The sequence below is a fragment of the Chroococcidiopsis sp. CCALA 051 genome (assembly GCF_003015105.1).
In the GTDB taxonomy this organism is placed as follows: domain Bacteria; phylum Cyanobacteriota; class Cyanobacteriia; order Cyanobacteriales; family Chroococcidiopsidaceae; genus Chroococcidiopsis; species Chroococcidiopsis thermalis.
Window position 1 is genome coordinate 1 of record NZ_PYCI01000112.1, and the last position, 22,901, is coordinate 22,901.

Annotated in this window: 19 protein-coding genes; 13 read left to right on the plus strand and 6 right to left on the minus strand. The window is 44.3% G+C overall.

Annotation, left to right across the window (positions count from 1 at the left end; translation table 11 throughout):
- Window positions 1–121 precede the first annotated feature (121 nt).
- Window positions 122–1,636, plus strand: coding sequence for a C-3',4' desaturase CrtD (gene crtD, locus C7Y66_RS22495; protein WP_106547306.1), 1,515 nt, complete (start codon window positions 122–124; stop codon window positions 1,634–1,636).
- Window positions 1,637–1,765: 129 nt separating this feature from the next.
- Window positions 1,766–3,115: a pentapeptide repeat-containing protein gene (locus tag C7Y66_RS22500; protein ID WP_106547307.1), complete on the plus strand. Its 1,350-nt coding sequence runs from the start codon at window positions 1,766–1,768 to the stop codon at window positions 3,113–3,115.
- Between the two features lie 108 nt (window positions 3,116–3,223).
- Here C7Y66_RS22500 and C7Y66_RS22505 read toward each other — a convergent pair whose 3' ends face one another.
- Complete coding sequence (locus C7Y66_RS22505; RefSeq protein WP_106547308.1) at window positions 3,224–4,645, minus strand: NADP-dependent isocitrate dehydrogenase; 1,422 nt, start codon at window positions 4,643–4,645, stop codon at window positions 3,224–3,226.
- A gap of 246 nt (window positions 4,646–4,891) precedes the next feature.
- Between C7Y66_RS22505 and C7Y66_RS22510 the strand changes: the two genes are divergently transcribed.
- Window positions 4,892–5,635 carry a GUN4 domain-containing protein gene (locus tag C7Y66_RS22510; protein ID WP_106547309.1) on the plus strand — a complete coding sequence of 248 codons (744 nt, stop codon included), beginning with the start codon at window positions 4,892–4,894 and terminating at the stop codon, window positions 5,633–5,635.
- A gap of 284 nt (window positions 5,636–5,919) precedes the next feature.
- On the plus strand, window positions 5,920–7,434 hold the full coding sequence (locus C7Y66_RS22515) for a GAF domain-containing sensor histidine kinase (RefSeq protein WP_106547310.1): 1,515 nt from the start codon (window positions 5,920–5,922) through the stop codon (window positions 7,432–7,434).
- Between the two features lie 93 nt (window positions 7,435–7,527).
- On the opposite strand, the gene C7Y66_RS22520 is transcribed toward C7Y66_RS22515, so the two are convergent.
- Window positions 7,528–8,385: a family 16 glycosylhydrolase gene (locus tag C7Y66_RS22520; RefSeq protein WP_106547311.1), complete on the minus strand. Its 858-nt coding sequence runs from the start codon at window positions 8,383–8,385 to the stop codon at window positions 7,528–7,530.
- A 635-nt stretch (window positions 8,386–9,020) separates the two neighbouring features.
- Between C7Y66_RS22520 and C7Y66_RS22525 the strand changes: the two genes are divergently transcribed.
- From C7Y66_RS22525 to C7Y66_RS22540, 4 genes are all read left to right on the plus strand, one after another.
- On the plus strand, window positions 9,021–10,454 hold the full coding sequence (locus C7Y66_RS22525; RefSeq protein WP_106547312.1) for an IctB family putative bicarbonate transporter: 1,434 nt from the start codon (window positions 9,021–9,023) through the stop codon (window positions 10,452–10,454).
- A gap of 289 nt (window positions 10,455–10,743) precedes the next feature.
- Window positions 10,744–12,102 (plus strand): Mur ligase family protein, encoded by a 1,359-nt coding sequence (locus C7Y66_RS22530; RefSeq protein WP_106547322.1) that lies wholly within the window; start codon window positions 10,744–10,746, stop codon window positions 12,100–12,102.
- A gap of 137 nt (window positions 12,103–12,239) precedes the next feature.
- Window positions 12,240–12,962 (plus strand): DUF4253 domain-containing protein, encoded by a 723-nt coding sequence (locus tag C7Y66_RS22535; protein ID WP_106547313.1) that lies wholly within the window; start codon window positions 12,240–12,242, stop codon window positions 12,960–12,962.
- Between the two features lie 13 nt (window positions 12,963–12,975).
- Window positions 12,976–13,785, plus strand: coding sequence for a type 1 glutamine amidotransferase (locus C7Y66_RS22540; RefSeq protein ID WP_106547314.1), 810 nt, complete (start codon window positions 12,976–12,978; stop codon window positions 13,783–13,785).
- A gap of 23 nt (window positions 13,786–13,808) precedes the next feature.
- Here the strand turns inward: C7Y66_RS22540 and C7Y66_RS22545 are convergent, their stop codons facing one another.
- Window positions 13,809–14,546: an ABC transporter permease gene (locus C7Y66_RS22545; RefSeq protein ID WP_106547315.1), complete on the minus strand. Its 738-nt coding sequence runs from the start codon at window positions 14,544–14,546 to the stop codon at window positions 13,809–13,811.
- Window positions 14,547–14,744: 198 nt separating this feature from the next.
- Window positions 14,745–16,772, minus strand: a complete 2,028-nt coding sequence (htpG, locus tag C7Y66_RS22550; RefSeq protein ID WP_106547316.1) for a molecular chaperone HtpG — start codon at window positions 16,770–16,772, stop codon at window positions 14,745–14,747.
- Between the two features lie 22 nt (window positions 16,773–16,794).
- Here htpG and C7Y66_RS31290 point away from each other — a divergent pair, with 22 nt between their 5' ends.
- From C7Y66_RS31290 to C7Y66_RS22560, 3 genes are read left to right on the plus strand one after another with little or no spacing between them, the layout of a single operon-like run.
- On the plus strand, window positions 16,795–16,956 hold the full coding sequence (locus tag C7Y66_RS31290; RefSeq protein WP_158265980.1) for a hypothetical protein: 162 nt from the start codon (window positions 16,795–16,797) through the stop codon (window positions 16,954–16,956).
- Window positions 16,957–17,000: 44 nt separating this feature from the next.
- Window positions 17,001–17,906, plus strand: coding sequence for an FAD-binding domain-containing protein (locus tag C7Y66_RS22555; RefSeq protein WP_106547317.1), 906 nt, complete (start codon window positions 17,001–17,003; stop codon window positions 17,904–17,906).
- A gap of 53 nt (window positions 17,907–17,959) precedes the next feature.
- Window positions 17,960–18,376, plus strand: coding sequence for a hypothetical protein (locus tag C7Y66_RS22560; RefSeq protein WP_106547318.1), 417 nt, complete (start codon window positions 17,960–17,962; stop codon window positions 18,374–18,376).
- A gap of 12 nt (window positions 18,377–18,388) precedes the next feature.
- On the opposite strand, the gene C7Y66_RS22565 is transcribed toward C7Y66_RS22560, so the two are convergent.
- A complete protein-coding gene (locus C7Y66_RS22565) occupies window positions 18,389–19,219 on the minus strand; it encodes a carbohydrate ABC transporter permease (RefSeq protein WP_106547319.1) in 831 nt (276 codons plus the stop codon).
- A gap of 174 nt (window positions 19,220–19,393) precedes the next feature.
- Here C7Y66_RS22565 and C7Y66_RS22570 point away from each other — a divergent pair, with 174 nt between their 5' ends.
- Both C7Y66_RS22570 and C7Y66_RS22575 read left to right on the plus strand, forming a co-directional pair.
- The gene (locus C7Y66_RS22570; RefSeq protein ID WP_106547323.1) at window positions 19,394–20,704 is read left to right on the plus strand and encodes an ABC transporter substrate-binding protein; all 1,311 of its coding nucleotides are present in this window, start codon (window positions 19,394–19,396) and stop codon (window positions 20,702–20,704) included.
- Window positions 20,705–20,983: 279 nt separating this feature from the next.
- Window positions 20,984–21,700 carry a DUF1028 domain-containing protein gene (locus C7Y66_RS22575; protein ID WP_106547320.1) on the plus strand — a complete coding sequence of 239 codons (717 nt, stop codon included), beginning with the start codon at window positions 20,984–20,986 and terminating at the stop codon, window positions 21,698–21,700.
- 68 nt (window positions 21,701–21,768) lie between these two features.
- On the opposite strand, the gene carA is transcribed toward C7Y66_RS22575, so the two are convergent.
- Window positions 21,769–22,901: glutamine-hydrolyzing carbamoyl-phosphate synthase small subunit (gene carA / locus C7Y66_RS22580; protein ID WP_106547321.1), on the minus strand; the 1,133-nt coding region annotated here is incomplete at its 5' end.

The following is a 22,901-nucleotide window of genomic DNA, read 5'->3' on the forward strand; positions in this document are numbered from 1 at the left end:
CTCCCTTGTCTCCCTTGTCCCCCTTGTCTCCCTTATCCCCTGTCCCGTCTTCTATCTTTTTTTCAGTGTTTAACATAACTTAATATAAAGATAGAGTAGGTTTGATTTTGGCTTTATATCCATGCTAAGTAGGTTAGCGAGCGATCGCAAATCGCGTGTTGTCGTCATTGGTGCTGGAATTGGTGGACTAACGGCGGCGGCGCTGCTTGCCCGTCGCGGCTACCAGGTTTTAGTCTTAGACCAGGCAATCGTCCCTGGAGGGTGTGCCTCGACTTTCCAACGTAAAGGATTTACCTTCGATGTCGGCGCGACTCAGGTAGCTGGTTTAGAACCAGGTGGAATTCACCACCGCATCTTTACCGAACTAGAAATCGAGCTACCAGAAGCAACGCCTTGCGATCCTGCCTGTGCGGTATATTTACCAGGAGAGACTCAACCGATTAATGTTTGGCGCGATCGCGCCAAATGGAAAGCTGAAAGAGAAAGACAATTTCCTGGCAGCGATCGCTTTTGGCAATTAATAGACAATCTATTTCAAGCGAGTTGGGCATTTCAAGCCCGCGATCCGGTTTTACCACCCCGCAACATCTGGGATTTGTGGCAACTGACGCAAGCCGTTCGTCCAGGGACTTTAACTACCTTACCCTATACCTTTTTGACCGTGGGCGATGCTTTACGGGGACACGGTTTGGAAGACGATTGGCGGTTGCGGACGTTTTTAGATTTGCAGTTAAAACTTTACTCCCAAGTCGATGCAGAGGAAACAGCTTTACTTTATGCGGCTACAGCATTAAGCGTTTCCCAATCACCGCAAGGATTGTCTCACCTTCACGGTAGTATGCAGGTGTTGAGCGATCGCTTGGTAGAAGCTTTAGAAAAATATGGTGGCAAGCTGCTGATGCGCCATAGTGTAGAGAAAGTTTTAGTTGAAAACGGCAAAGTTAAAGGTGTTTTGGTGCGCAACCAAAAAACTAAAGAAGTCAGGACAGAAACCGCAGACGAGATCGTGGCTAACGTTACGGTACAAAACTTAGTTCAGTTGTTGGGTAGAAATGCCCCCCAAGGTTACAAGCAACGTGTCGATAAATTACCCGAAGCATCGGGGGCTTTTGTCGTGTATCTCGGCGTAGATGAAACTGCGATTCCGTCAGGATGTCCGCCGCACTTGCAATTCATGTACGATCGCAATGGAGCAATCGGGGAAAATAATTCTTTATTTGTCTCCGTCAGTCGCGCAGGAGACGGACGCGCCCCAGAGGGAAAAGGTACGATTATTGCTTCGTCTTTTGTCGATCCGAAACCTTGGTGGCGGAGTGAAGACTATGAGGCGATGAAGGAAAAATATACTCGGGAAGCGATCGCCCGTTTGGGACAATTCTTTCACCTCACGCCAGAAACAATATTACACCAGGAAGCAGCGACACCGCGCACGTTTGCCCATTATACAGCACGCGATCGCGGTATAGTAGGCGGGATCGGTCAGAGAGTCCCGACATTTGGACCCTTTGGTTTTGCCAACCGCACCCCTGTCAAAAATTTGTGGTTAGTCGGCGACTCTACGCATCCAGGAGAAGGAACGGCTGGCGTGAGTTATTCAGCCCTAACAGTGGTGCGGCAAATCGAGGCATTGCAATAGCGAGTATGGGGCGAATTACATTCGCCTAGATGTAAGAAAAATTTGATACCGAGGCGCGATCGTTCCGTTCTTGCCAGCAGTTAACATATGAAAGCGAGAAGCCCTTCAGCCTGCTGCAAATAATTGAGCATGACTAGCCAAAACAACTCAGATAACAATAAAACATCATCTCCAAATCCAGAGATTGTGACTCAATCTCGATCGCCTTTGGATCTAGATGATTTCCAAGACAACGATACATCGAATGAGAATTTGGCAACTCAGCAAGCACTGGCAGCAATTGCCGCAATTAATGCCCAACAGCAATCGTCTTCTGCATCAAATCTCATCGTCAAACGCACGAGTTGGCGCACGGCACATCCCAGGGCTTCTTTACTTACCTTAGTCGCGATCGCGCTGATTTGTGTCGGACTGTACTTAAATAACTTTTTATGGATTGGCTGGGTGGGAACCCTGCTAGCGTTGTTACTTTCGCTGGGGGTACTTTTACCTTGGACGATAAAAGCAGTATCAGACATATTTTCTCCCCTAGAGCGATCGCTATTTGTAGCGGGGACAGGTTTAACTATTGCCTTAATTGGCTTATTCCGATTTGGAAATATCGGTCGTGCCATTATCGATTGGGCAACAAAATTAAACTGGGATGCGATCGGGGCATTAGGCGAGGTATTTGGCGCGTTAGGACAAATTTTAATTGCAGTTATTGCCGTTTATGTCGCTTGGCGACAATATGTTATTTCCAAGGACTTGACAATTCAACAAAACCTGCTGACAGTCCAGCAAAACTTAATTACCCAACAGCAAACCATCGATTCTTACTTTCAGGGAATTTCCGATTTGGTATTAGATGAAGAGGGAATGTTAGAAGATTGGCCCCAAGAACGAGCGATCGCTGAAGGACGTACGGCTGCAATTTTTAGTAGTGTCGATGCTAGCGGTAAAGCCAAAATCATTCGCTTTTTATCCCAATCAAAGTTACTGACTCCCTTACAGCGAGATTTTCGCTTAGGTAGAGCCATTCTCAACGGTGAAGGCGGTTACTCCGAAGACCGTAACTACGGTATTCGCGTTATAGATTTAGGTGTAATGCTAGCTAGAGCAGATCTTTCTAAAACCGATTTGCGTTGGACAGATCTCTCAGAAGCTAATTTAATTGGGGCAGATCTTACCAATTGCGACTTAGTAAAAGCTAATTTTTCCCGTACCATTTTGTACGAAGCACAACTAGTGAGTGCCGACCTCAGAAGTACTCGTTTATTTTACGGTGATGCCCAAACTGCTACACCCCGCAGTCGCAATATCGCTCCCAACTACAATACAGGAGAACAGACGGGGGCAGTCATTGAGAATGCCGATTTTACTGATGCCCAGCGCATGTCTGAATCCTCACGTTATTACTGCTGCGCTTGGGGAGGCGAAAAAACCAGAGCCACCATTCCTGGTGGCTGTGAAGGGATTCCAAATAAATTGGGACGATAAATGTAGGGGCGCACACCATAAATTGGGACGATAAATGTAGGGGCGCACACCATAAATTGGGACGATAAATGTAGGGGCGCACAGCTGTGCGCCCCTACAAATTTGTCATTAACTAAAATGCTTAATAATCGCGTCGGCAAATTCAGAACATTTAAGCGGTTGAGCTGGGGGTTCCATCAATCGCGCTAAATCGTAAGTCACTTCACGATTGGCGATCGCATCTCCAATTCCTTTCTTGATTAATTCTGCTGCTTCTTGCCAACCCATATATTCCAACATCATTACGCCGGAAAGAATTACCGAACCAGGATTGATTCTGTCGAGTCCGGCATGTTTTGGTGCAGTGCCGTGAGTCGCTTCAAAAATAGCGCACTCGTCGCCAATATTCGCTCCTGGACCCATCCCTAAGCCGCCGACAACCGCCGCTGCTGCATCGGATAAATAGTCTCCATTCAAATTCATAGTAGCCAGAATGGAGTATTCATCGGGTCGGGTTTGGATTTGTTGGAAAATACTATCAGCAATGCGATCGTTGACCATGATTTTATGTTTCCATTGACCGTTGCCGTGCGTCTCCCAAATTTGGCTCAACACCGCTTCGACTTCCTGGCAAATTTGGGCTTTTTTATCGGCAGTCAAAGCATTGTAGCCAGGTTCGAGCTGTCGGGCGTTGTCTTCTGTACTGAGGTCTGAGTTATGTTCTTTGTTGCTAAGAATCCAAGATTCGCGTTCGGTGATGCACTCTTGGCGAAACTCAGATGTTGCCAATTCGTAGCCCCAATCGCGAAAAGCGCCTTCGGTATATTTCATAATGTTGCCTTTATGCACCAAAGTCACCATTTGTTTATTGGGAGGCAACCGTAGAGCGTGTTTAATTGCGCGTCTGACTAAGCGTTGAGAACCAGTCTTGCTGATGGGCTTGATGCCGATCCCTGCATCAAGGGGAATTTGTTTTTTACCGTGTTCGGGGGTAGCAGGGATGAGATCTTCATTCAAGATTTTAATCAGGCGATCGCCAATTTCGCTACCCTGTCGCCACTCAATGCCCAAATAAATATCTTCCGTGTTTTCGCGATAAATAATCACATCTAGTTTTTCTGGGTTTTTGTGCGGGGAAGGCGTTCCAGGGTAGTAACGACAAGGGCGAACGCAGGCATATAAATCGTTAATTTGACGCAGCGCCACGTTGAGCGATCGAATACCACCACCAATCGGTGTCGTGAGCGGACCTTTAATTGCCACGCCAAATTCTTTAATCGCCTGAAGCGTATCTTCAGGCAAATATTGATACGTTCCGTACACTTCGCAAGCTTCATCTCCAGCGTAGACTTTAAACCAGTCAATTTGCCGTTTGCCCTGATAGGCAGTTTGTACGGCAGCATCCATCACCTTTTGGGCGGCGGGCCAAATATCTACCCCCGTACCATCTCCGCGAATGAAGGGGATAATTGGGTTGTCGGGAACGATTGGTTCGCCATTACTGAAGGTAATTCGAGAACCAGTAGTAGGAGGAGTAATCTTCTCGTACATGGATTGCTACACCAGGAGTCTAGAAACTTTTATTTTGCCATCTGACGATGCTGTTATGGAACGCTAGCAGATTTTGAATCAAGGAAATGTAATCAGCGAGCAGGGAGCAGGGAGCAGGGAGTAGGGGAGAACGATCGCTAATTCCGAATTCCGAATTCCGAATTCCGAATTCTGTACTTCTGGCTTCTGCGTAATATAGTTAAAATTAGCGATCGGTGCTGAACTTTGTGCGTTTTTAGTGAGAGCATGACTAACCCAACCACGACATCAGATACTCCCATTGACTTTTCTGCTCTCCGCTTGCAGCTTTCGTCTGGATCGGAAAAAGTTCAACAGCAACTGATTCAACAGCTAGCAACACTAGGCGAGCCAGGTTTAGAAGTGTTGATGGAATTTTTGCTACAACGCCGCGATCGCCTACCAACTTGGATTGATGGCAAAATCTACCAAATCCTCTATCATTCCGAGTTTTCTCCGGCACGGGAATTTTTGCAAACTCACTTTCCCGCCGGAATTGTGACACTGCGATCGCAATCTAATATCGATTACAGTTCCTTACAACAGTTGTTGATTGAGGGAGACTTCCAAGCAGCAGACCGCGTGACGCTACAAAAACTTTGCGAACTGGCTGGTTCAGCAGCCGTACAGCGCAAGTGGCTGTATTTTACAGAAGTCGAAAGATTTCCCATTCTCGATTTGCAAACTGTCGATACCCTCTGGTCAGTTTACTCTGAAGGAAAATTTGGCTTTTCCGTGCAGCGAGGACTCTGGTTAACTTTAGGCAAAAACTGGGAAAAACTATGGGCAAAAATTGGCTGGAAAAACGGTAACACCTGGACGCGCTACCCTGATGGATTTACTTGGAGCCTTGACGCTCCCATAGGACACCTACCTTTGTCAAATCAGCTACGCGGCAATCGTGCGATCGCCGCACTATTTTCCCATCCAGCCTGGGGGAAAAGGGAGCAGGGAGCAGGGAGTAGGGAGTAGGGGGAAGAGAGCTGAGGGAGCAATTCAAAATTCACGCATTCAAAATTCACGCATTCAAAATTAAGTCGCGCACCACTCACCACCCAATTACCCATTACCCATTACCAACTACCCATTACCAACTCCTTAAGAGTTAGCAAAATCTTTCTGCGCCCAATTGTTGATCCTGAATAAAAATCGGGAATCTTAAGTCTAGTAGATATCCCTGAATCTAGGGTTAGCTACAGCACAACATTCATGTCGCAGGTGCGATCGCTTTCTTGCAGTGTAAGGTGGATTGGTAAATGGTGGAGCCAGAAAACAAATTATTGTGTCGAGGGGATACTGGCGTAGATCCAATGATAGATCGGCGCATGAAGGCGTTGTCGGATCTGGGCTTGTTGGAAGCTCAAACGACACCAGTTTTTGAGGAAGCAACTCAAACCGCTGCCCACCTGTTAGAAGTACCGATCTGCATTTTGGGCTTTTTAGACCGCAATCGCCACGTATTTAAATCAGCAGTGGGTTTGTCGCGTTTGGGGCTGATGAATCCACTAGCGCAGGAAAGACAATTACCAATCCACGAATCTTTTTGTACCCAAGTTGTTGAAACGAGTCAAATAATTAACGTTGGCGATACCCGCACTCATCCTGCCTTTGCCAACAGCGTCCTAGTCCAGCGTTACGGTATTCTTGCTTACCTGGGAGTTCCATTGATTGACTCCTCCGGTTTATGCTTGGGTGCGATCGCGGTGATGGATTTAGAAACTCGCAATTTCAGCATCCAACAAATGAAATTTCTCGAACTCATGGCTCGCTGGAGTATGAGTGAATTCGAGCGCAATCGACTACTCAAAATGCAGCAGTTGGAGCCACTAGAACAGCGGGCGATCGAGATTGCACCGCCAGTTCTCAATCCCGCACCAGCAATTTCTTTCTCACCTCCTACTGCTTCACCAGAAGCCCTTTCCATTGTCCAAGTTAAACTCAAGTTGCTAGAGCAACTCACCCAAGAACTCAGAACTCCTCTAACATCAATTTTAGGAATGGCGAATGTCGTAGGACGAGAAATTTACGGTCCTTTGACGACGAAACAGAAAGAATATCTCGAAATTATTCAAAATAGCGGTCGATATCTCCTCTCCCTAGTTAATGAAGTGTCTCAGTTGGGAGTCGTAGAAGAATATTCCCTTGGTCTTAATTTAACAACTGTAGATATTGAAATGCTTTGCCAGCAGATACTCAACACTTTAGATGAGGTCGCCAAACGCAAAGAACAAAAATTACGACTGTCGCTAGAGCCTGCGAAAAGTCGCATGTGGGTGCTGGATAAAGACAAGGTAAGACAGCTAATCTATCACCTCATATCGAGTATGATTCAAGCTGCTACAAGTGGGAGTGCGATCCGCATTCACATCTCCTATAAAAGCAACTCTACGCTCGATCTAGGGGGACAAAGTAATCTTTTGAATCTGGCAATTTCAGTTTCTCATCCTTGGTTAGGAGAAGGGTTAACCCCCGTCGATCCCTACTTAGGGCAAATTTCTGCTTTTCATGGTTCTCGTACTGGCGACGAAAGGCAGGAGTCAAAAAGCAAGAAGTCGATGCACGAGCATGACGATCGCGGGGAAGACAAGACAGAATTAGTCAATGTCAATAGCTTCAATCGTTCTTGTGAAAGCCTACGCTTGTTGCTCAGCCGCGCTTTAGCAGAACTACACGGTGGTCAAATTGATATTTTAGGGACTCCAGAATCCGGCTATCGTTATGTCGTCAGTCTTCCCGAACTAACATTGGCGCAAGCTAATGCTGAAATTTAATTTTAATGCAGTTCGAGCCGATCGCACTTTCATCTGAAATAAAAATGCGATCGGCTTTAAAAGTTATACAGTTGTTAGCCTTAGCAATGTTCCTTATTGGCGTTGCCAAACTTTAATATAGTCAATGTCAAAATAGCTAGGAAACGGTGTGGATTCATCTGGAAGTTTATTCGTCCAAATGGGACCGAGTGCTAGAGTCGTTAAAATATACATTGGTTTTTGGGGAATATTTTCGCTGTTTGTATAGCGCATCCGCTCTACTCCATCTACGTACCAAATTATGGCATTTGGTTCCCATAGCACTGCGTAAACGTGGTAGTTTTCTGAAAAATCAAAGTTATTACCCCACGATAAAGATGAGTATGTGGGCTTACCGCGATCGTTTATGTAGTGCAAGACCATCAGCACGCTTTTCGTATCTAAACCAAAAAACTCCCCGATGTTCACTTCTGGAGGCCAGTTTCTATCTTCTGCGGCAAGCCACATGGTAGGCCAAAAACCCCTCCCTTTAGGTACTTTGGCACGTATTTCTACAAAGCCGTACTGAAATGCATACCTTTGATGGGAAGAAATCATGCCAGAAGTGTACTGGAATGTAGCATTGTAAGCATTCCAAATGCGTTTTTGAGTGCGTAAACGCAAAATTCCATCTTGTACTAGCACTTCCTCTGGTAAAAACCATTGGATTTCTTGCGCTCCATGATTGGCACATCCCCTTCCCGAATGCCACCAATAGCAAGTATCCCATTTGAGCGGATCGAGAGATGTACCGTTGAATTCATCCTCGAATACCACCCGCCAGTTATCTGCCCGCACGAAAGCTGGGCTGAATAATGTTGTTGCGATAATAGCAAAACTAAGCAAAGTTGGTCGAACGCTCTTTCGCAACCACAAGCCGTGTTTCATATTTGTAGAAGATTTGCAGATTTGTTTTCGGTCAATTGACTTCATTTCGTGTTTAACACTTGGTTGCCAATTGCCCTTTAAGAATTTGGTAAGATTTTATATTTACGAGTAGTAATTTGGCAATATCCTCTTGCTACTCGCAATACTTTATTTTGGTATTATAGGTGGATCTATGATACAAAATGCACTGCATTTTTTATAGGTAATAGCTTCAGTACTTAGAACAAATTGGAGAAATGTTGAGAAATCCATAAATATACTTTAAGCATGTATAACCGAAATGTATTGTTATTGACTTTTTCTAAAAATCATATCTATCTCTAGATATAACTTTATCCTTGCTATAGCCCACTGAACAATTATAGAGAAAAAAACCTAGCGTGCGGACATAAATAGCCCTTGAGAATTTCTATAATTCCAACAGAATTGTGGGGAGAAACAAGAAAGACTTGTGGCAAAGCGATCGCGCGAGACTGAGAGTACCCAGCATTCTCTTGTCAACTTATGGGTACTAATAGATACTACTAAAAATGTATTCAATGACAGTCGTAAACTCGTAGAGATAATTGTGACTGACATTGTGTATTAAGCTAAAGCAAATAAAATTCGCAATTATGGTAAGTCAAGTCAGCCTAGCGTTGACTTAAGATAGACCAATCTCTATCCCGCAGCTCATGCTTATGAATTCAGTTTGGCAGCAATTTACTTTATCTAGCTTGCCACTGCAAGAATGGCGACGTGCAAGCTACTTACACCGTTCGGTTGTCGGGCTATTTAGTACTTGGCGACAGGGTAGCTGGCTGATGCAATGGTCGGAAGCCTTAGCAGCTTTATTAGTCAGTTTGGTCTTTGCGCTCGCGCCATTTGTCTCCAACGACCTAATTGGCGTGTTACTCTTTGCTTGTGCTAGCTTCTGGGTACTGCTGACTTTAACAGACGAACGGCGTTATGCTTCAGAGCGTGCCAATACTCTGACTCCAATTCATTTATTAGTATTGCTTTACTGGGGTATCTCGACAGTAGCTACAGCACTATCGCCCGTCAAAGCCGCTGCTTTCGTAGGTTGGCAAAAGTTGACGCTATATTTAGTTCTGTTTGCCTTGACTGCGAGGATTTTGCGATCGCCCCGCATTCGTTCTTGGCTGATTACCCTCTACCTCCACGTAGCGCTGATTGTTAGCATTTACGGTTTGCAGCAGTGGTTTTATGGGGCAAATGCTCTAGCAACTTGGGTAGATACTCAATCTAATCTCACCCGCATTACCCGCGTATACAGCTATCTTGGCAATCCTAACTTGCTGGCGGGTTATCTACTACCAGCCGTGGTCTTGAGTCTGGTTGCTGTCTTTGCTTGGCAGCGCTGGGTTCCCAAGTTATTAGCACTAACAATGTTCGGTGTCAATAGTGCCTGTCTCGTTCTTACCTTTAGTCGTGGTGGTTGGATGGGATTACTCGTAGCGATTTTTGCCGTGTTGGTACTATTGGTGTATGTGTTGAGCGTCCATTTCCCCCCGTTTTGGCGTACTTGGTCGTTACCACTGCTTATCGGTGGCGTAACGTTGGTATTAGTAGGTGGGGTGTTGTTTGTCGAACCAATCCGCGATCGCTTTTTGAGTATCTTCGCCGGAAGGGGTGACAGCAGCAACAATTTTCGCATCAACGTTTGGATAGCAGTGATTGAGATGATTAAAGACCGTCCGATTTTAGGGATCGGTCCTGGGAACACTGCCTTTAACAAAATTTATCCGCTTTACCAATTGCCTCGTTATAATGCCCTAAGTGCCTACTCAATCTTGTTGGAAGTAGCCGTAGAAACTGGTTTGGTTGGTTTAGCTTGCTTGTTATGGTTACTGGTTGTCACCTTCAACTCAGGGTTGCAACAACTGCGCCGTTTGCGGCAAGCTGGCAGTCGAGAAGCATTTTGGTTAATTGGGGCGATCGCGGCTTTATTCGGAACTTTGGTTCACAATATTGCCGATACTGTCTGGTATCGTCCTGAAATCAACACGATTTGGTGGTTTATGGTAGCGATTATTGCTAGTTACTATGCTGCCCCAGTCACGCGATCGGATCTTTTGGCTAACTCCTCTTTCAATCGCGGTTCGGATAGCTAATCTCGGATTTGGATATATATTGGTAGGGGCGCACAGCTGTGCGCCCCTACAGTTTGTTTGCGCCCCTACAGTTTGTGTGCGCCCCTACAGTTTGTGTGCGCCCCTACAGTTTGTGTGCGCCCCTACAGTTTGTTTGCGCCCCTACATTGTTTGCGCCCCTACATTGTTTGCGCCCCTACAGTTGGTTTGGGACAGATCGTTAAAAATCAACAACAGCCCTCCTCTTTTCCCAAAAAGGCAGTACAACAATACAGTAATACAACCGGATTGAGATCGAGCTGTGGGAAAAATGCAATTGATAGATAGACTGCGCTTGGGTGCGGCTGTATTGACAGCAAAAACCGTGACTTTCGGGGTGCGATCGCTACGTCTGGGTGCGGCTAGCGTTTTACCAGGAGAAATTGCCCGTCGTCTTCAGCCAAAGTTGTTGCAACTGCTAAGTTGTCAGGTGAAGCAAGGAGTTATTCTCATTGCGGGGACGAACGGTAAAACTACCACATCCTTACTACTACGCACGATGTTGGAACGTCAAGGTTGGCGGGTTGTCCACAATGCAGCGGGGGCGAATTTAGAAAATGGTTTGGTGACAGCGCTGTTACAAAATACTAATCCCATCGGTACGTTAGATGCAGACTTTGCCATTTTAGAAGTAGACGAAAATATTGTTCCCAAGGTGTTAGCACCTCTACAACCTCGGCTAATTCTGGCATTAAACTTGTTTCGCGATCAGCTGGATCGATATGGGGAAGTCGATACAATTAGTAGGCGTTGGGGACAAGCGATCGCACCTTTACCGTCAGAAACTATTATTGTTGCCAATGCTGACGATCCTACCTTGGCTTACATGGGTCAACAACTCAGTCAAAACGTTTTATTCTTTGGCTTGAGCGAACCAGAACATTACCTCGATGAAATTCCCCATGCTGTAGACTCGATTTATTGTCCTAGTTGCGGTACTCGCCTGGTTTACCAAGGGGTTTATCTTTCTCACCAGGGAGATTATAACTGTCCTAACTGTGGTTTTCACAAACCATCTCTGGCGATCGATAGTCGGGAATGGGAGCAAATTTTAATTGGGTTGTATAACAAATACAATACTCTAGCAGCGGTGTTAGCAGCACAGCAACTAGGTGTAGATGCAGCGATAATCCGCGATACTATAGCTAACTTTCAGGCGGCTTTTGGACGGGCTGAGGAGTTGCAAGTTCGCGGTAAACACGTCCGCATTCTCTTGTCTAAAAATCCTGTGGGGATGAATGAAACAATTCGGGCAGTGAATGAGGTAAGAGGCGAGAGGCAAATCGAAGCGGAATCGCGTCAACTTGCGCCTGTGTTGATGGTTTTGAATGACAGAATACCCGATGGTACAGATGTTTCGTGGATTTGGGATGTGGATACAGAAAAGTTAGTCGAACGAGGAGGGACTTTAATAGTCAGTGGCGATCGCGTTTACGATATGGCTTTGCGTTTGCGTTACAGTCAGCCGGAGATAGATAGCAAAATGAATTTGGTTGTGAAGGAAGATTTAAAAGAGGCGATCGCGACTGCTTTGGAACAAACTCCAGCACATGAGACATTACACATTTTGCCTACATATTCTGCCATGTTAGAAGTGCGGGAGATTTTGACAGGAAGGAAGATTTTGTAAGGGGTGGTAATTGGTAATTGGTAATTGGTAATTGGTAATGGGTGATTGATGGTTGATTGACAACTGATAACTTTGTACAGACGTTACATGTAACGTCTCTACACTAACAACTGATAACTGATAACTGATAACTGACTATGCCTTTATCTCAATCAGAAAAAGATTTAGCTGCCGAGCTTGATTATGATGAGTTTGTTTTAGAGGTAATTCAGCAAGAATGTCAAGTCAAAATGCAGAAAATTCTTTTAAAACAAGAGGTGTATCTCAAAGATAGTGAATTGAGTTGTGTAAATGAAATTTTGCCAGCTTACTATCTCGAATTTGAGCAAGATGTTTACGGAGTTTACAACTATGGAGGCAATTTTTTAGTAGAGGGCTTGTCTATTATCATCCCATCTTACATAGATTATCGGAATATTTTTGTCAAGCTAAAACAATTATTGAATCCATACGGCTATCTGACAAGCTGCGAAAATCGAGTTGAATTGACTCCAGAGAAAAACAGGTTGAACCAATATATTTCTAGAGTTTTAAATTATGTCACACAAGCAGAATTAAGAATTGCAGTTTTTAAGGGTGAAGAACCTTGGGATATTATTAAGATTCATCAGACTAATGGGTGGAATTATGATATTTCTCCTAAAGACATAATTAATAAATTAAAATCGTGGCGGGAAGTGTGTGAATTTGAAATTATATTCGCTAGTAAAAGTAGCTTGAGTCTGGAGTTTGTAAGACTACCTACAGATATTGAAAAATTTGCTAAAGACGTAGTTGGATTTTGTCCCGATCTCCAAAATACTCAGCTAGTTGCAAGCAAGATCGAGAAGTATAAAAGTCTTTATTTAACTTGGAATTGAGCAAGCAATATATATGAATCTGGAAATGGAAATTACAATTGGCTGGTTATATCCAACTTTAATGAGTACCTATGGCGATCGCGGTAATGTTATTTGTATCCAGCGGCGCTGTGAATGGCGCAATTATACAGTGAAAATATTACCTTTGGATCGGGAGTCTACGGCTCAAGATTTTTACCAAGTCGATATCCTTGTCGGTGGTGGCGCGCAAGATAGACAGCAAGAAATTGTCATGCGCGATTTGCGCGGTGCTAAAGCTGAGGCGTTACGAGAAAAAATTGAAACTGGTACGCCAGGAATTTTCACGTGTGGTGCGCCACAATTATTAGGACATTACTACGAACCAGGTGAAGGACAACGAATTGAGGGACTGGGATTATTTGATTTTGTTTCTATCCATCCTGGGTTAAATGCGCGGCGCTGTATCGGTAATTTAGTTATTGAAGTGACAGCTAAAAAGTTAGCGCAAGAATTAGTAGCAATGACGGGTTCGCCACCCTACTTAATTGGTTTTGAAAATCATGGTGGACGCACAAAATTAAGTCAAGTAGAGGCGTTGGGACGGGTAGTATATGGGTTAGGAAATAATGGCGAAGATGGTACAGAAGGCGCGGTTTACCAAAATGCGATCGCGACTTATTCGCATGGTCCCCTGTTACCTAAAAATCCATTTTTAGCTGATTGGTTGATTCAAACTGCCTTGAAACAAAAATATCAAGAATCAATTGCACTTGCACCTTTAGATGATACTTTAGCTAACCAAGCACGGGAAGCAATGTTCAAGAAACTGCGCGTAAATCTGCCAACCTTGGTTAAACAGTAGGGTGCGTTAATTAACGCACCTACCTAATCGAGAATTAGGCGCGATCGCTTGAATCTTTTGATTGCTATTAACAATAATCCCGTGTCAATTGCTGCTAACATAATTAATAATATCAAAATTATTTGAGTCATATTAGTATTTCTAGCAGCTTTTAAAAGACTTGTTTGTAATTGAGTTGGAATTAGGCTCAAACTCAAAAGTGGAATCCAAGTTAAGGCAATAGAGACAAAAGCTAATTGTTGGGCTGCTTGTTTGACTGTGGGACTGCGGAGAGAGACAATGACACCTATACTTGCCATAGCTGTAGCTGTCAAAATTCCCAATCCAATTCCAGTTAAAGTTGTTCCTATCGGGTAGAGTAAGATTTCTCCCGTGTTATGAGTTAAATTAACAGCTATCAAACCTGTTATTAAAACTATTAACGTTAATAATAAACCATAGATAACAACTGTAATAACTTTACCAAATAAAATTGCTACTTCTGATAAAGGACTTGCTAATAAAGTCTCTAAAGTATGTCTTTCTCTTTCTCCAGCAAAACTATCAGCAATCAGCGCCATAACTGGTAGAGTTGGTAGCCATCCCCAATAAGCAATTGTAAAGGGAGATTCTACCCAAAATCTACCAATTTGAATGGGCATCAGCAAGCCAAATATTAATATTAAAGGTAGCCAACTTAGAATTGTTGTTTTAATACTACCGCGCTGAAATAAGAGTTCGCGCCATTCTTTCCAAATGACAGTCCAAATATCGGTAATCATACAAAATATAATCGCTCGACCTCGAACATTTATGAGCGAATAGAATTCGCGACTACACAGACAAAACCCGCCTGCGCGGGTTTTAAGACCTGTTAATTTATCTTAAAGTCTGCGTTCGCGAAGCGTTCCCGCTAGGGTAGGCAGACTTCGCCTGTGTAGCTGCAACTTCTAGTTGCTAAGTGCAAAATTTGAGATAATTTAAGCACTAGTAGCGCGATCTGTCAGACGAGTTAATACTTGATTAGAACGCTCGACAAAAGATTTCATTCCTTCAGCATTAAATCCTTTTTGTGCCATCAATGCCAAGTCATAAACGTGTTGACAAATTGAATTAGCTAATTCGGCACTTGGCGACTGCCCTTCACCTTGGATAATACTACCTTGGCTGAGGCTGACTAAGTTTTGAATCAGCGGATGCGCGGTATTAACTAACAAGATATGATCGTCGGGAAACTGTGCTGTTTGCTGTTGCACAAAAGCACTCATTTCTTGAATCCGGCGCATATATTCAGGTAACAACACCATTGCTGGGGGCGTACCTTGCGGATCGTCAGATTTTAATGCTTCTGTACGAATATTGAGTTTGGGTTTATTCAAGGCTTTTTCAAACAATTCCTTGATTAATTCGCTTCGGGTTTTGTTCGTATTCGGATCGACAATTTCCCCAGCTTTATCTTTGTCAAGTAGAGTTTGATCTAAGTCAGAATCAACGCGAGAGAATTTAACGTCTGAATACTCTCTTTCTAGGAAAGAAATAAAGTGAGTATCGATAAAGGAATCCATAAACAGGACTTCTAAACCCTGCTTCTTATGCAATTCGACATAAGTAGCTTGGGTAACTTCATCGGTGCAATAGTAAACGCGATTCTCGTGACGTTCTTTGTTACGTTCTAGGTATTCTTTCAGCGTGGTATAGGAGGAAGTCGTACGGGCGTTCTCCTGCACGCCCGTACCTGAGTCGGGAGTAGATTCTGCTGGTTGTACGTCTTGCCATGCGTCTCCCTCTTCTGCTTGCACTTGGACGGCTGGTGTTTCTGTCGCAGGTGAGGACGCAGCCTCTACAGGCGTTTCATAGGTTGTGCGGTAGATGACGATATCTTCGACTTGTTTTTTAAATTTCTCGTCGTTGAGAGAACCAAATTTGACAAACGTACCTACATCTTGCCAAACTTTGATATATTCTTCGCGGCTATTGCGATAAAGTTCTTTCAGGCGATCGCCGACTTTACGAGAAATATAATCGGCAATTTTCCTTACCGTCCGGTCTGTTTGCAAAGCGCTACGGGAGACGTTAAGGGGAATATCGGTGCTATCAATCACTCCCCGCATTGGTAGTAAGAATCGCGGGATAATCTCTTCGCAATGGTCGCTAACAAAGACTTGGTTGCAGAATAGTTTGATCTGTCCTTGAGTGACATCCACATCCGGTCTGAGTTTGGGAAAATACAAAATCCCGTTGAGGATGAAAGGATAGTCGGTGTTGAGATGTACCCACAGCAGGGGTTCTTCCTGAAAAGGATATAGGTAGCGGTAAAATTCCAAATAATCTTCTTTAGTAAGATTATTTGCCGACTCTCGCCAAGGCGCTTTTTGCTGGTTGATCACCTCGCCATTTAGTTTGATGGGAACGGGCAGAAAATCGCAATAAGTCTTGACAAGTTGCTTAATACGTGCGTCTTCTACATACTCCTGCTCGTCTTCCATTAAGTGCAGGGTAATCGTCGTACCGCGATCGCTCCGAGATGAATCTTCTAAAATAAACTCTGGGGAACCATCGCAACTCCAATGCACGGCTGGCGCACCTGCTTGGTAAGACAGAGTATCGATCTCAACTTTTTGCGCCACCATAAAGGAAGAGTAAAAACCCAAGCCAAAATGACCGATGATCTGTTGGTCAGATTTCCCCTCATACTTGTGAATAAATTCTTCCGCACTAGAGAAAGCCACTTGGTTGATATATTTCTTGACTTCCTCCGCCGTCATCCCGATACCGTTGTCGGAGATGGACAGGGTTTTGCGATCTTTGTCTATAGCAATTTGAATTTCTGGTTCGCCTATCTCGCCGGAATACTCCCCAGCACGGGATACCATTTTCAGCTTTTGGATAGCATCGACAGCATTAGAGATCAATTCCCGTAAGAAAACCTCATGGTCGGAGTAGAGAGATTTCTTAATAATGGGGAAAATATTCTCAGTGTGGATGCTGATTGTGCCTTGTTCCCGCATACTAAATCAGTGTTGTGGTGAAATGTTCTTTAATCAGGATCTTAATGGCTTAAACCACGCGATCGCTCTTTACTTAACTAAAGATTCCCCCCAACTGTCATTCGGTTTACCCTACCTGTTTTTTCAGGAGTCGGGAGTCGGGAGTCGGGAAAGAAAGTGGTGCGTGGTGAGTGGTGCGCGGTAGAAGTGATAACTGGTAACTGATAACTAATAACTGACATGAAGGATATGCAACGCGAATTTACCAGTCGTGAAGAACTGGTAGCCTACTTAAAAGAACAATTTCCTACTGCTGCGAGTCGAGATGACTCGATTAGCAAGACTGTCGGGGGACGCAAAGCTGCTGAAAAAGCTTTACAAACAGTAGATCCGGCAGGTTACGCCAAAACTCGCAACTTTCTCACGGGTGCGGTAACTCGTCTCTCGCCCTATCTTCGCTATGGAGTTTTGAGTCTCGCTGATGTTAAGAAATATGTCTTGAACAAAATTCAGCAGCCAGATGAAGCAACGAAATTAATTAACGAACTCGGCTGGCGCGACTATTGGCAACGCCTGTATATCAAATTAGGAAACGGAATTTGGGAAGATCGAGAAGAATATAAAACTGGTTACACTACCAAAGAGTACGCCCCCAAACTACCAGAAGATATCGCCACAGGGACGACGGGGCTAGTTTGTATCGACAGTTTCAGTCAACAAATGCGTCAAACTGGATATTTACACAACCACGCCCGGATGTGGATGGCTGCTTACATGGTGCATTGGCGACGTATCCGCTGGCAAGTCGGGGCGATTTGGTTTTTGGAACATTTATTAGATGGCGATCCGGCGAGTAACAATATGTCTTGGCAATGGGTAGCAAGTACCTTTAGCCACAAACCCTATTTCTTTAACCGCGAAAACTTGGAACGTTATACGAATGGTGTTTACTGTCGCGAATGTCCCCTCTACGGAAATTGTGACTTTGAAGGCAGTTACGAACAAATAGAACAGCGATTGTTTCCCAAGGCAGAATTTAATCGGCAGCCTAATAGTCAGAGTTGGCAACGTGGGAAGGGACGAGGGGGACAAGGGAGACAAGGGAGACCAGGGAGACAAGGGAGACAAGGGGGACAAGGGAGACAAGGAGGATAACTACAACCATCAACCACCTACTACCAACTACCCATTACCAATTACCCATTACCATGAGTCAACCCATTATCTGGATACACGGAGATTGTCTGAGTCCAAAAAACCCTGCACTGCAAGAATATCCCAATTCGCCTGCAATTTGGGTTTGGGATGAGGCTTTAATTGAGGAGTGGCAGTTAAGTTTGAAACGGATTGCTTTTATCTATGAATGCTTGCTGGAGTTACCCGTGGTTATTAGACGAGGTGATGTGGCGAAAGAAGTGTTAGCTTTTGCCAAAGAACATAATGCTGATTCAATTGTGACAGCGAATAGTCCTAGTCCCAGATTTGAAACAATTTGTGATGAAATTGAGCGATCGCTCAAACTAGAAATCTTTGAAACCGAGCCATTTTTTGAGTACGATGGTTACATCGATCTAAAGCGGTTTTCTCGCTATTGGAAAGTAGCAGAAAGATATGTTTATGAATAAGGGTCACTAGCATCACTTCCCACCTGTGAAAGTTACCCCTTGAATAAAGTAGCGATTGAAAAAGGCATAAATTAGCAAGGCGGGTAAAGTGAATACCATTGAAGCAGCCATGATATAGTTCCAATAACTAATGTATTGCCCCTTAAATGTATTCAAGCCCAAAGGTAAAGTAAACATTTCTGAAGTGGAAATAATCATTAACGGCATTAAAAAGTTATTCCACGAACCTAAAAAGATAAATATAGTTTGGGCTGCTAAAGCTGGTCTAGCTAAAGGTAAAACAATCTGAAAGAAAGTTTCTAAGTAACCCAAACCATCTAAGGCAGCAGCTTCTTCTAATTCCTTGGGAAAGTTAACAAAAAACTGCCGCATCATAAAGATAAAAGTTGCATTGACAATATTCGGAACAATTAATCCCTGATATGAATTTAACCAGCCTAAAGATTTTAGAATTAAAAAACTAGGAATTAGCGTGACTTGAGCTGGAACCATTAAAACTGCTAAAATACAGAAAAATAAGATCTGATTTCCTTTAAAAGGAATGCGAGCAAGGGCATAACCAGCCATTGAGTTAAATAAAAGGTTGAAAATAGTGACAAGGCTAGCAACTACGACACTATTCAATAGCCACCGCCCAAATAATGGTTCTTCTAGAAAAATCTTCTGATAATTTTCTAAAGTAAAGTTTTGCGGAATCAAGTTCAAGCCGCCAGCAATAATTTCAGACAAAGGTTTGAACGAAGCAGAAAGCGCCCAAGCGAAGGGTAGGAAAGTGGCGATCGCATAGACAATCAAAATCGTGTATAAAATTGGAATAAAAGATATTTTTCGCTTTGCGTTCATTCGCATATCCTTTAGCAAGGCTTACACCTATGTTTGCAATGAGTTTGCTTGAATATGTAATTGGAATATACTTGACAATATATCAAAAATATATATTTACATGCGTTTATCTATAGGGTGCAATTCCAGATTAAAATTTTGACAATAAAACTTAAAAGTCAATTGCAGAAACTAGTGAAGTTGCTCAATCGCTGCCTAGTCAAAACTAAATTTTTTCTGCTCCTACTAGCGATCGCTCTAACTTTAGTAGGGTGTCAGGCTACACCTAGCAATTCTGAAATCACCAAAATTACGCTGTGGCAAGGAGTCAATCCACCACCCAATCGCGATGTTTTGCAAACGCTGGTAGATCGCTTCAATCGAGAGCATTCTGACATTCAAGTAGAATCTTTATATGTCGGGCAAGCAGAACAGCAACTACCGAAAATTTTGGCAGCAGTCGTAGGAAACGCACCACCAGATTTACTGTGGTTTAATGCCACGCTAACCGGACAGTTAGTGGAACTCGATGCAATTCGCCCTCTAGACGATTTGCTGCAAACTTCTCCCGTCAAGGATGAAATCGATCCTAGCCTGTTTGCGACGATGGAGTATCAAGGACATACTTGGTCTGTGCCGTTTGGGGTAAATAATGTAGGTGTATTTTACCGTCCCAGTTTATTGAAAGCCGCAGGAATTACCCAGCTACCGCAAACTTGGGAAGAATTGCGTCAAGTTGCGCGTCAATTAACCATCGACAAAGACGGAGACAAGCGGATCGACCAACACGGAATGTTTTTGCCGTTAGGGAAAGGAGAATTTAGCGTCTTTCTGTGGCTACCCTTCCTGTGGAGTGGCGGTGGCGAGTTGGCAAGTAACAATCCCCAACAACCAGCAAATGTAAATGTAGCAGACGACAAGGGTGCGATCGCCTCGCTGAGATTGTGGCGCGATTTAGTCGATGATGGTTCTGTCGTTCTATCTTTACCAGAACGAGGATTTGAAATCGATGCTTTCTTAGCTGGAAAAGTGGCGATGCAATTGACTGGTCCTTGGACGCTGGGACAGTTCCAAACCACAGGAATAGATTTTGGCGTGTTTCCAATTCCTCAAGGCGATCGCCAAGCAACTGCAATTGGTGGAGAAAACCTATTTGTATTCAAGTCTACGCCCGAACGCGAACGAGCCGCCCTCAAGTTTGCTGAGTATGTTGTCAGCGAAGGATTTCAAACTGATTGGGCAATTGGTACGGGATATTTACCCGTCAATATGAAGGCAAGGGAAAGCCAGAAATATCAAGATTTCATCAAAAAACAGCCTGCCGTAGAAGTGTTTTTAGCACAAGCAAAATACGGGCGATCGCGTCCCATTTTTCCTGGTTACAGTCGCTTGTCAGAAAATTTAGGTAGGGCGCTAGAAGCTGTTTTATTAGGGAAAAGCACCCCTACCGAGGCATTACAAGCAGCACAGCGAAGGTTGGATTTGATTTTTCAGAACAGTGACTAGTGACTAGTGACTAGTGACTAGTCACTGGTGATTAGAAACTAAGAATACAGCCACTAGCCACTAGCCACCAGTCACTCACTCATTATCATTTCCTACAAAGTGACTAGTGACTGGTGATTAGAAATTAAGAATACAGCCACTAGCCACTAGCCACCAGTCACTCACTCATTACCATTTCCTACAAATTGTTAAATCCAAAACAGTAAGCGATCGCGAATAAATGTTATCTGGGAATAACATTCATGTACGTGTCTTGACGATTCGGGCGCTCTGGAATTTATGACCTTCTCAATTGTGGCTTGGGATTCGGCAACGCAAATGACTGGGGTAGCAGTGGCAACTAAGCATCTGGCTGTAGGTGCGCTCGTACCTCATGCTAAGGCGACTGTAGGGGCGATCGCGACTCAAGGTCAAACTAACCCATTATTAGGAATTTGCAGCTTGCAATTGCTAGAACATGGGGTTTCTGCGGAAGATACGTTACAGCTTTTGCTACAAGACGATCTCAATTGCCACCAGCGTCAGCTACATCTGGTAGATCGTCGCGGTCATACGGCAGCTTGGACGGGTGAAGATTGCGTTGGTTGGGCGGGACACTTGACATATCCCTACTTTTCTGTAGCCGGAAATATGCTGGTAGGCGAACAAGTTTTGGTAGCGATGGCAGATACCTATCAAGCCAAAGCGGAAATGGAGTTTTGCGATCGCCTATTACACGCTTTAGAAGCTGGCGAGGCGGCTGGAGGAGACAAACGGGGACGACAATCGGCAGCGCTGTATGTGGTGCATCAAGATGTTTATCCCTATCTGGATTTGCGCGTCGATCATCATGCGAATCCGTTGGTGGAACTGCGCTATCTATTTGAAGAATCGCGTCAAGATTATTATCAGTCGTTTCGGCAATCTATGCCTCCCCAGTGTCCTCGTACTATGGTAAGTGCGATCGCTAAGTATTTAGCTACTCCAATCAAGAATCAGTTAACAGTTATCAGTTAACAGTTATCAGTGTTAACAACTAGTGAAACACTTCTGATTTTTGACTTTTGACTTTTAACTTTTGACTTTTACACTCCTACAGTGCGTGACTGGCGCATGGATTCGACGAAATTGGCAAATAAGTAATCTGCGTCGTGGGGACCAGGGCTAGCTTCAGGGTGGTATTGGACTGAGAATAGAGGTAGGGATTTGTGGCGCAATCCTGCTACGGTGCGATCGTTTAAATTGAGATGAGTAATTTCGACATCTGCGGGAATGGAATCCGCATCAATCGCAAAGCCGTGATTTTGACTGGTAATTTCAACTTGCCTTTGTAAGCCAGCAGGTTGATTCAAACCGCGATGACCGAATTTTAGCTTGAAGGTTTCTGCCCCTAACGCCCGACCTAGTATTTGATGTCCCATGCAAATACCAAATATTGGTTTCTGGGCTGAAAGAAGGGCTTTTGTCGTTTCAAGTCCTTCGGCAACGGCGGCGGGGTCACCAGGTCCATTGGAAAGAAAGATGCCGTCGGGATTGTATTTCAGAATCTCTTCTGGTGGCGTATTAGCAGGAACGACAATGACGCGACAGCCATAACTCGCTAGTCGCCGCAGAATATTGCGTTTGATGCCAAAGTCAATGGCAACAACGGTGAGAGTTTCCCCGTCTGGGGATACTGGTTTAAATTCCCATACAGAATCAGTCGTTCCAGCCCACTCATAAGCAGTGGATGTGGTGACTTCACTGACCAAGTTTAATCCTGCCATACTGGGGGCAGCGAGGACGAGTTGCAATAACTCTGCTTCGTCGAGGATTTCTGTAGAAATAGCGCCATTCATCGATCCTACTTCGCGGATCTTGCGGACTAAGGCGCGGGTATCGATGCCGTAAATTCCAGGGATGTTGTGCTGTTTGAGGTAGTCAGGCAAACTGCCAGTAGAGCGCCAATTGCTAGGACGGTAACAGACATTTTTGGCGATCGCACCTTTGACTTGGGGGCGATCTGATTCTTCATCATCTGTATTTACGCCTGTATTTCCCAATTCTGGGTAGGTAAAGGTGACAATTTGACCGCGATAGCTGGGATCGGTTAAGACTTCTTGATACCCAGTCATGCCAGTGTTAAATACGACTTCGCCAACAGTAGTACCAGTAGCACCGAAAGACAAACCATGATAAGCAGTACCATCGGCAAGAACGAGAAGGGCGGGTTGAGGGG

What these genes read in the sequence shown, in the direction of transcription:
- crtD (WP_106547306.1), top strand. Translation starts at nt 122, where the DNA reads ATGCTAAGTAGGTTAGCGAGCGATCGCAAATCGCGTGTTGTCGTCATT.
- C7Y66_RS22500 (WP_106547307.1), top strand. Translation starts at nt 1,766, where the DNA reads ATGACTAGCCAAAACAACTCAGATAACAATAAAACATCATCTCCAAAT.
- C7Y66_RS22505 (WP_106547308.1), bottom strand. Translation starts at nt 4,645, where the DNA reads ATGTACGAGAAGATTACTCCTCCTACTACTGGTTCTCGAATTACCTTC.
- C7Y66_RS22510 (WP_106547309.1), top strand. Translation starts at nt 4,892, where the DNA reads ATGACTAACCCAACCACGACATCAGATACTCCCATTGACTTTTCTGCT.
- C7Y66_RS22515 (WP_106547310.1), top strand. Translation starts at nt 5,920, where the DNA reads ATGGTGGAGCCAGAAAACAAATTATTGTGTCGAGGGGATACTGGCGTA.
- C7Y66_RS22520 (WP_106547311.1), bottom strand. Translation starts at nt 8,385, where the DNA reads ATGAAGTCAATTGACCGAAAACAAATCTGCAAATCTTCTACAAATATG.
- C7Y66_RS22525 (WP_106547312.1), top strand. Translation starts at nt 9,021, where the DNA reads ATGAATTCAGTTTGGCAGCAATTTACTTTATCTAGCTTGCCACTGCAA.
- C7Y66_RS22530 (WP_106547322.1), top strand. Translation starts at nt 10,744, where the DNA reads ATGCAATTGATAGATAGACTGCGCTTGGGTGCGGCTGTATTGACAGCA.
- C7Y66_RS22535 (WP_106547313.1), top strand. Translation starts at nt 12,240, where the DNA reads ATGCCTTTATCTCAATCAGAAAAAGATTTAGCTGCCGAGCTTGATTAT.
- C7Y66_RS22540 (WP_106547314.1), top strand. Translation starts at nt 12,976, where the DNA reads ATGAATCTGGAAATGGAAATTACAATTGGCTGGTTATATCCAACTTTA.
- C7Y66_RS22545 (WP_106547315.1), bottom strand. Translation starts at nt 14,546, where the DNA reads ATGATTACCGATATTTGGACTGTCATTTGGAAAGAATGGCGCGAACTC.
- htpG (WP_106547316.1), bottom strand. Translation starts at nt 16,772, where the DNA reads ATGCGGGAACAAGGCACAATCAGCATCCACACTGAGAATATTTTCCCC.
- C7Y66_RS31290 (WP_158265980.1), top strand. Translation starts at nt 16,795, where the DNA reads ATGTTCTTTAATCAGGATCTTAATGGCTTAAACCACGCGATCGCTCTT.
- C7Y66_RS22555 (WP_106547317.1), top strand. Translation starts at nt 17,001, where the DNA reads ATGCAACGCGAATTTACCAGTCGTGAAGAACTGGTAGCCTACTTAAAA.
- C7Y66_RS22560 (WP_106547318.1), top strand. Translation starts at nt 17,960, where the DNA reads ATGAGTCAACCCATTATCTGGATACACGGAGATTGTCTGAGTCCAAAA.
- C7Y66_RS22565 (WP_106547319.1), bottom strand. Translation starts at nt 19,219, where the DNA reads ATGAACGCAAAGCGAAAAATATCTTTTATTCCAATTTTATACACGATT.
- C7Y66_RS22575 (WP_106547320.1), top strand. Translation starts at nt 20,984, where the DNA reads ATGACCTTCTCAATTGTGGCTTGGGATTCGGCAACGCAAATGACTGGG.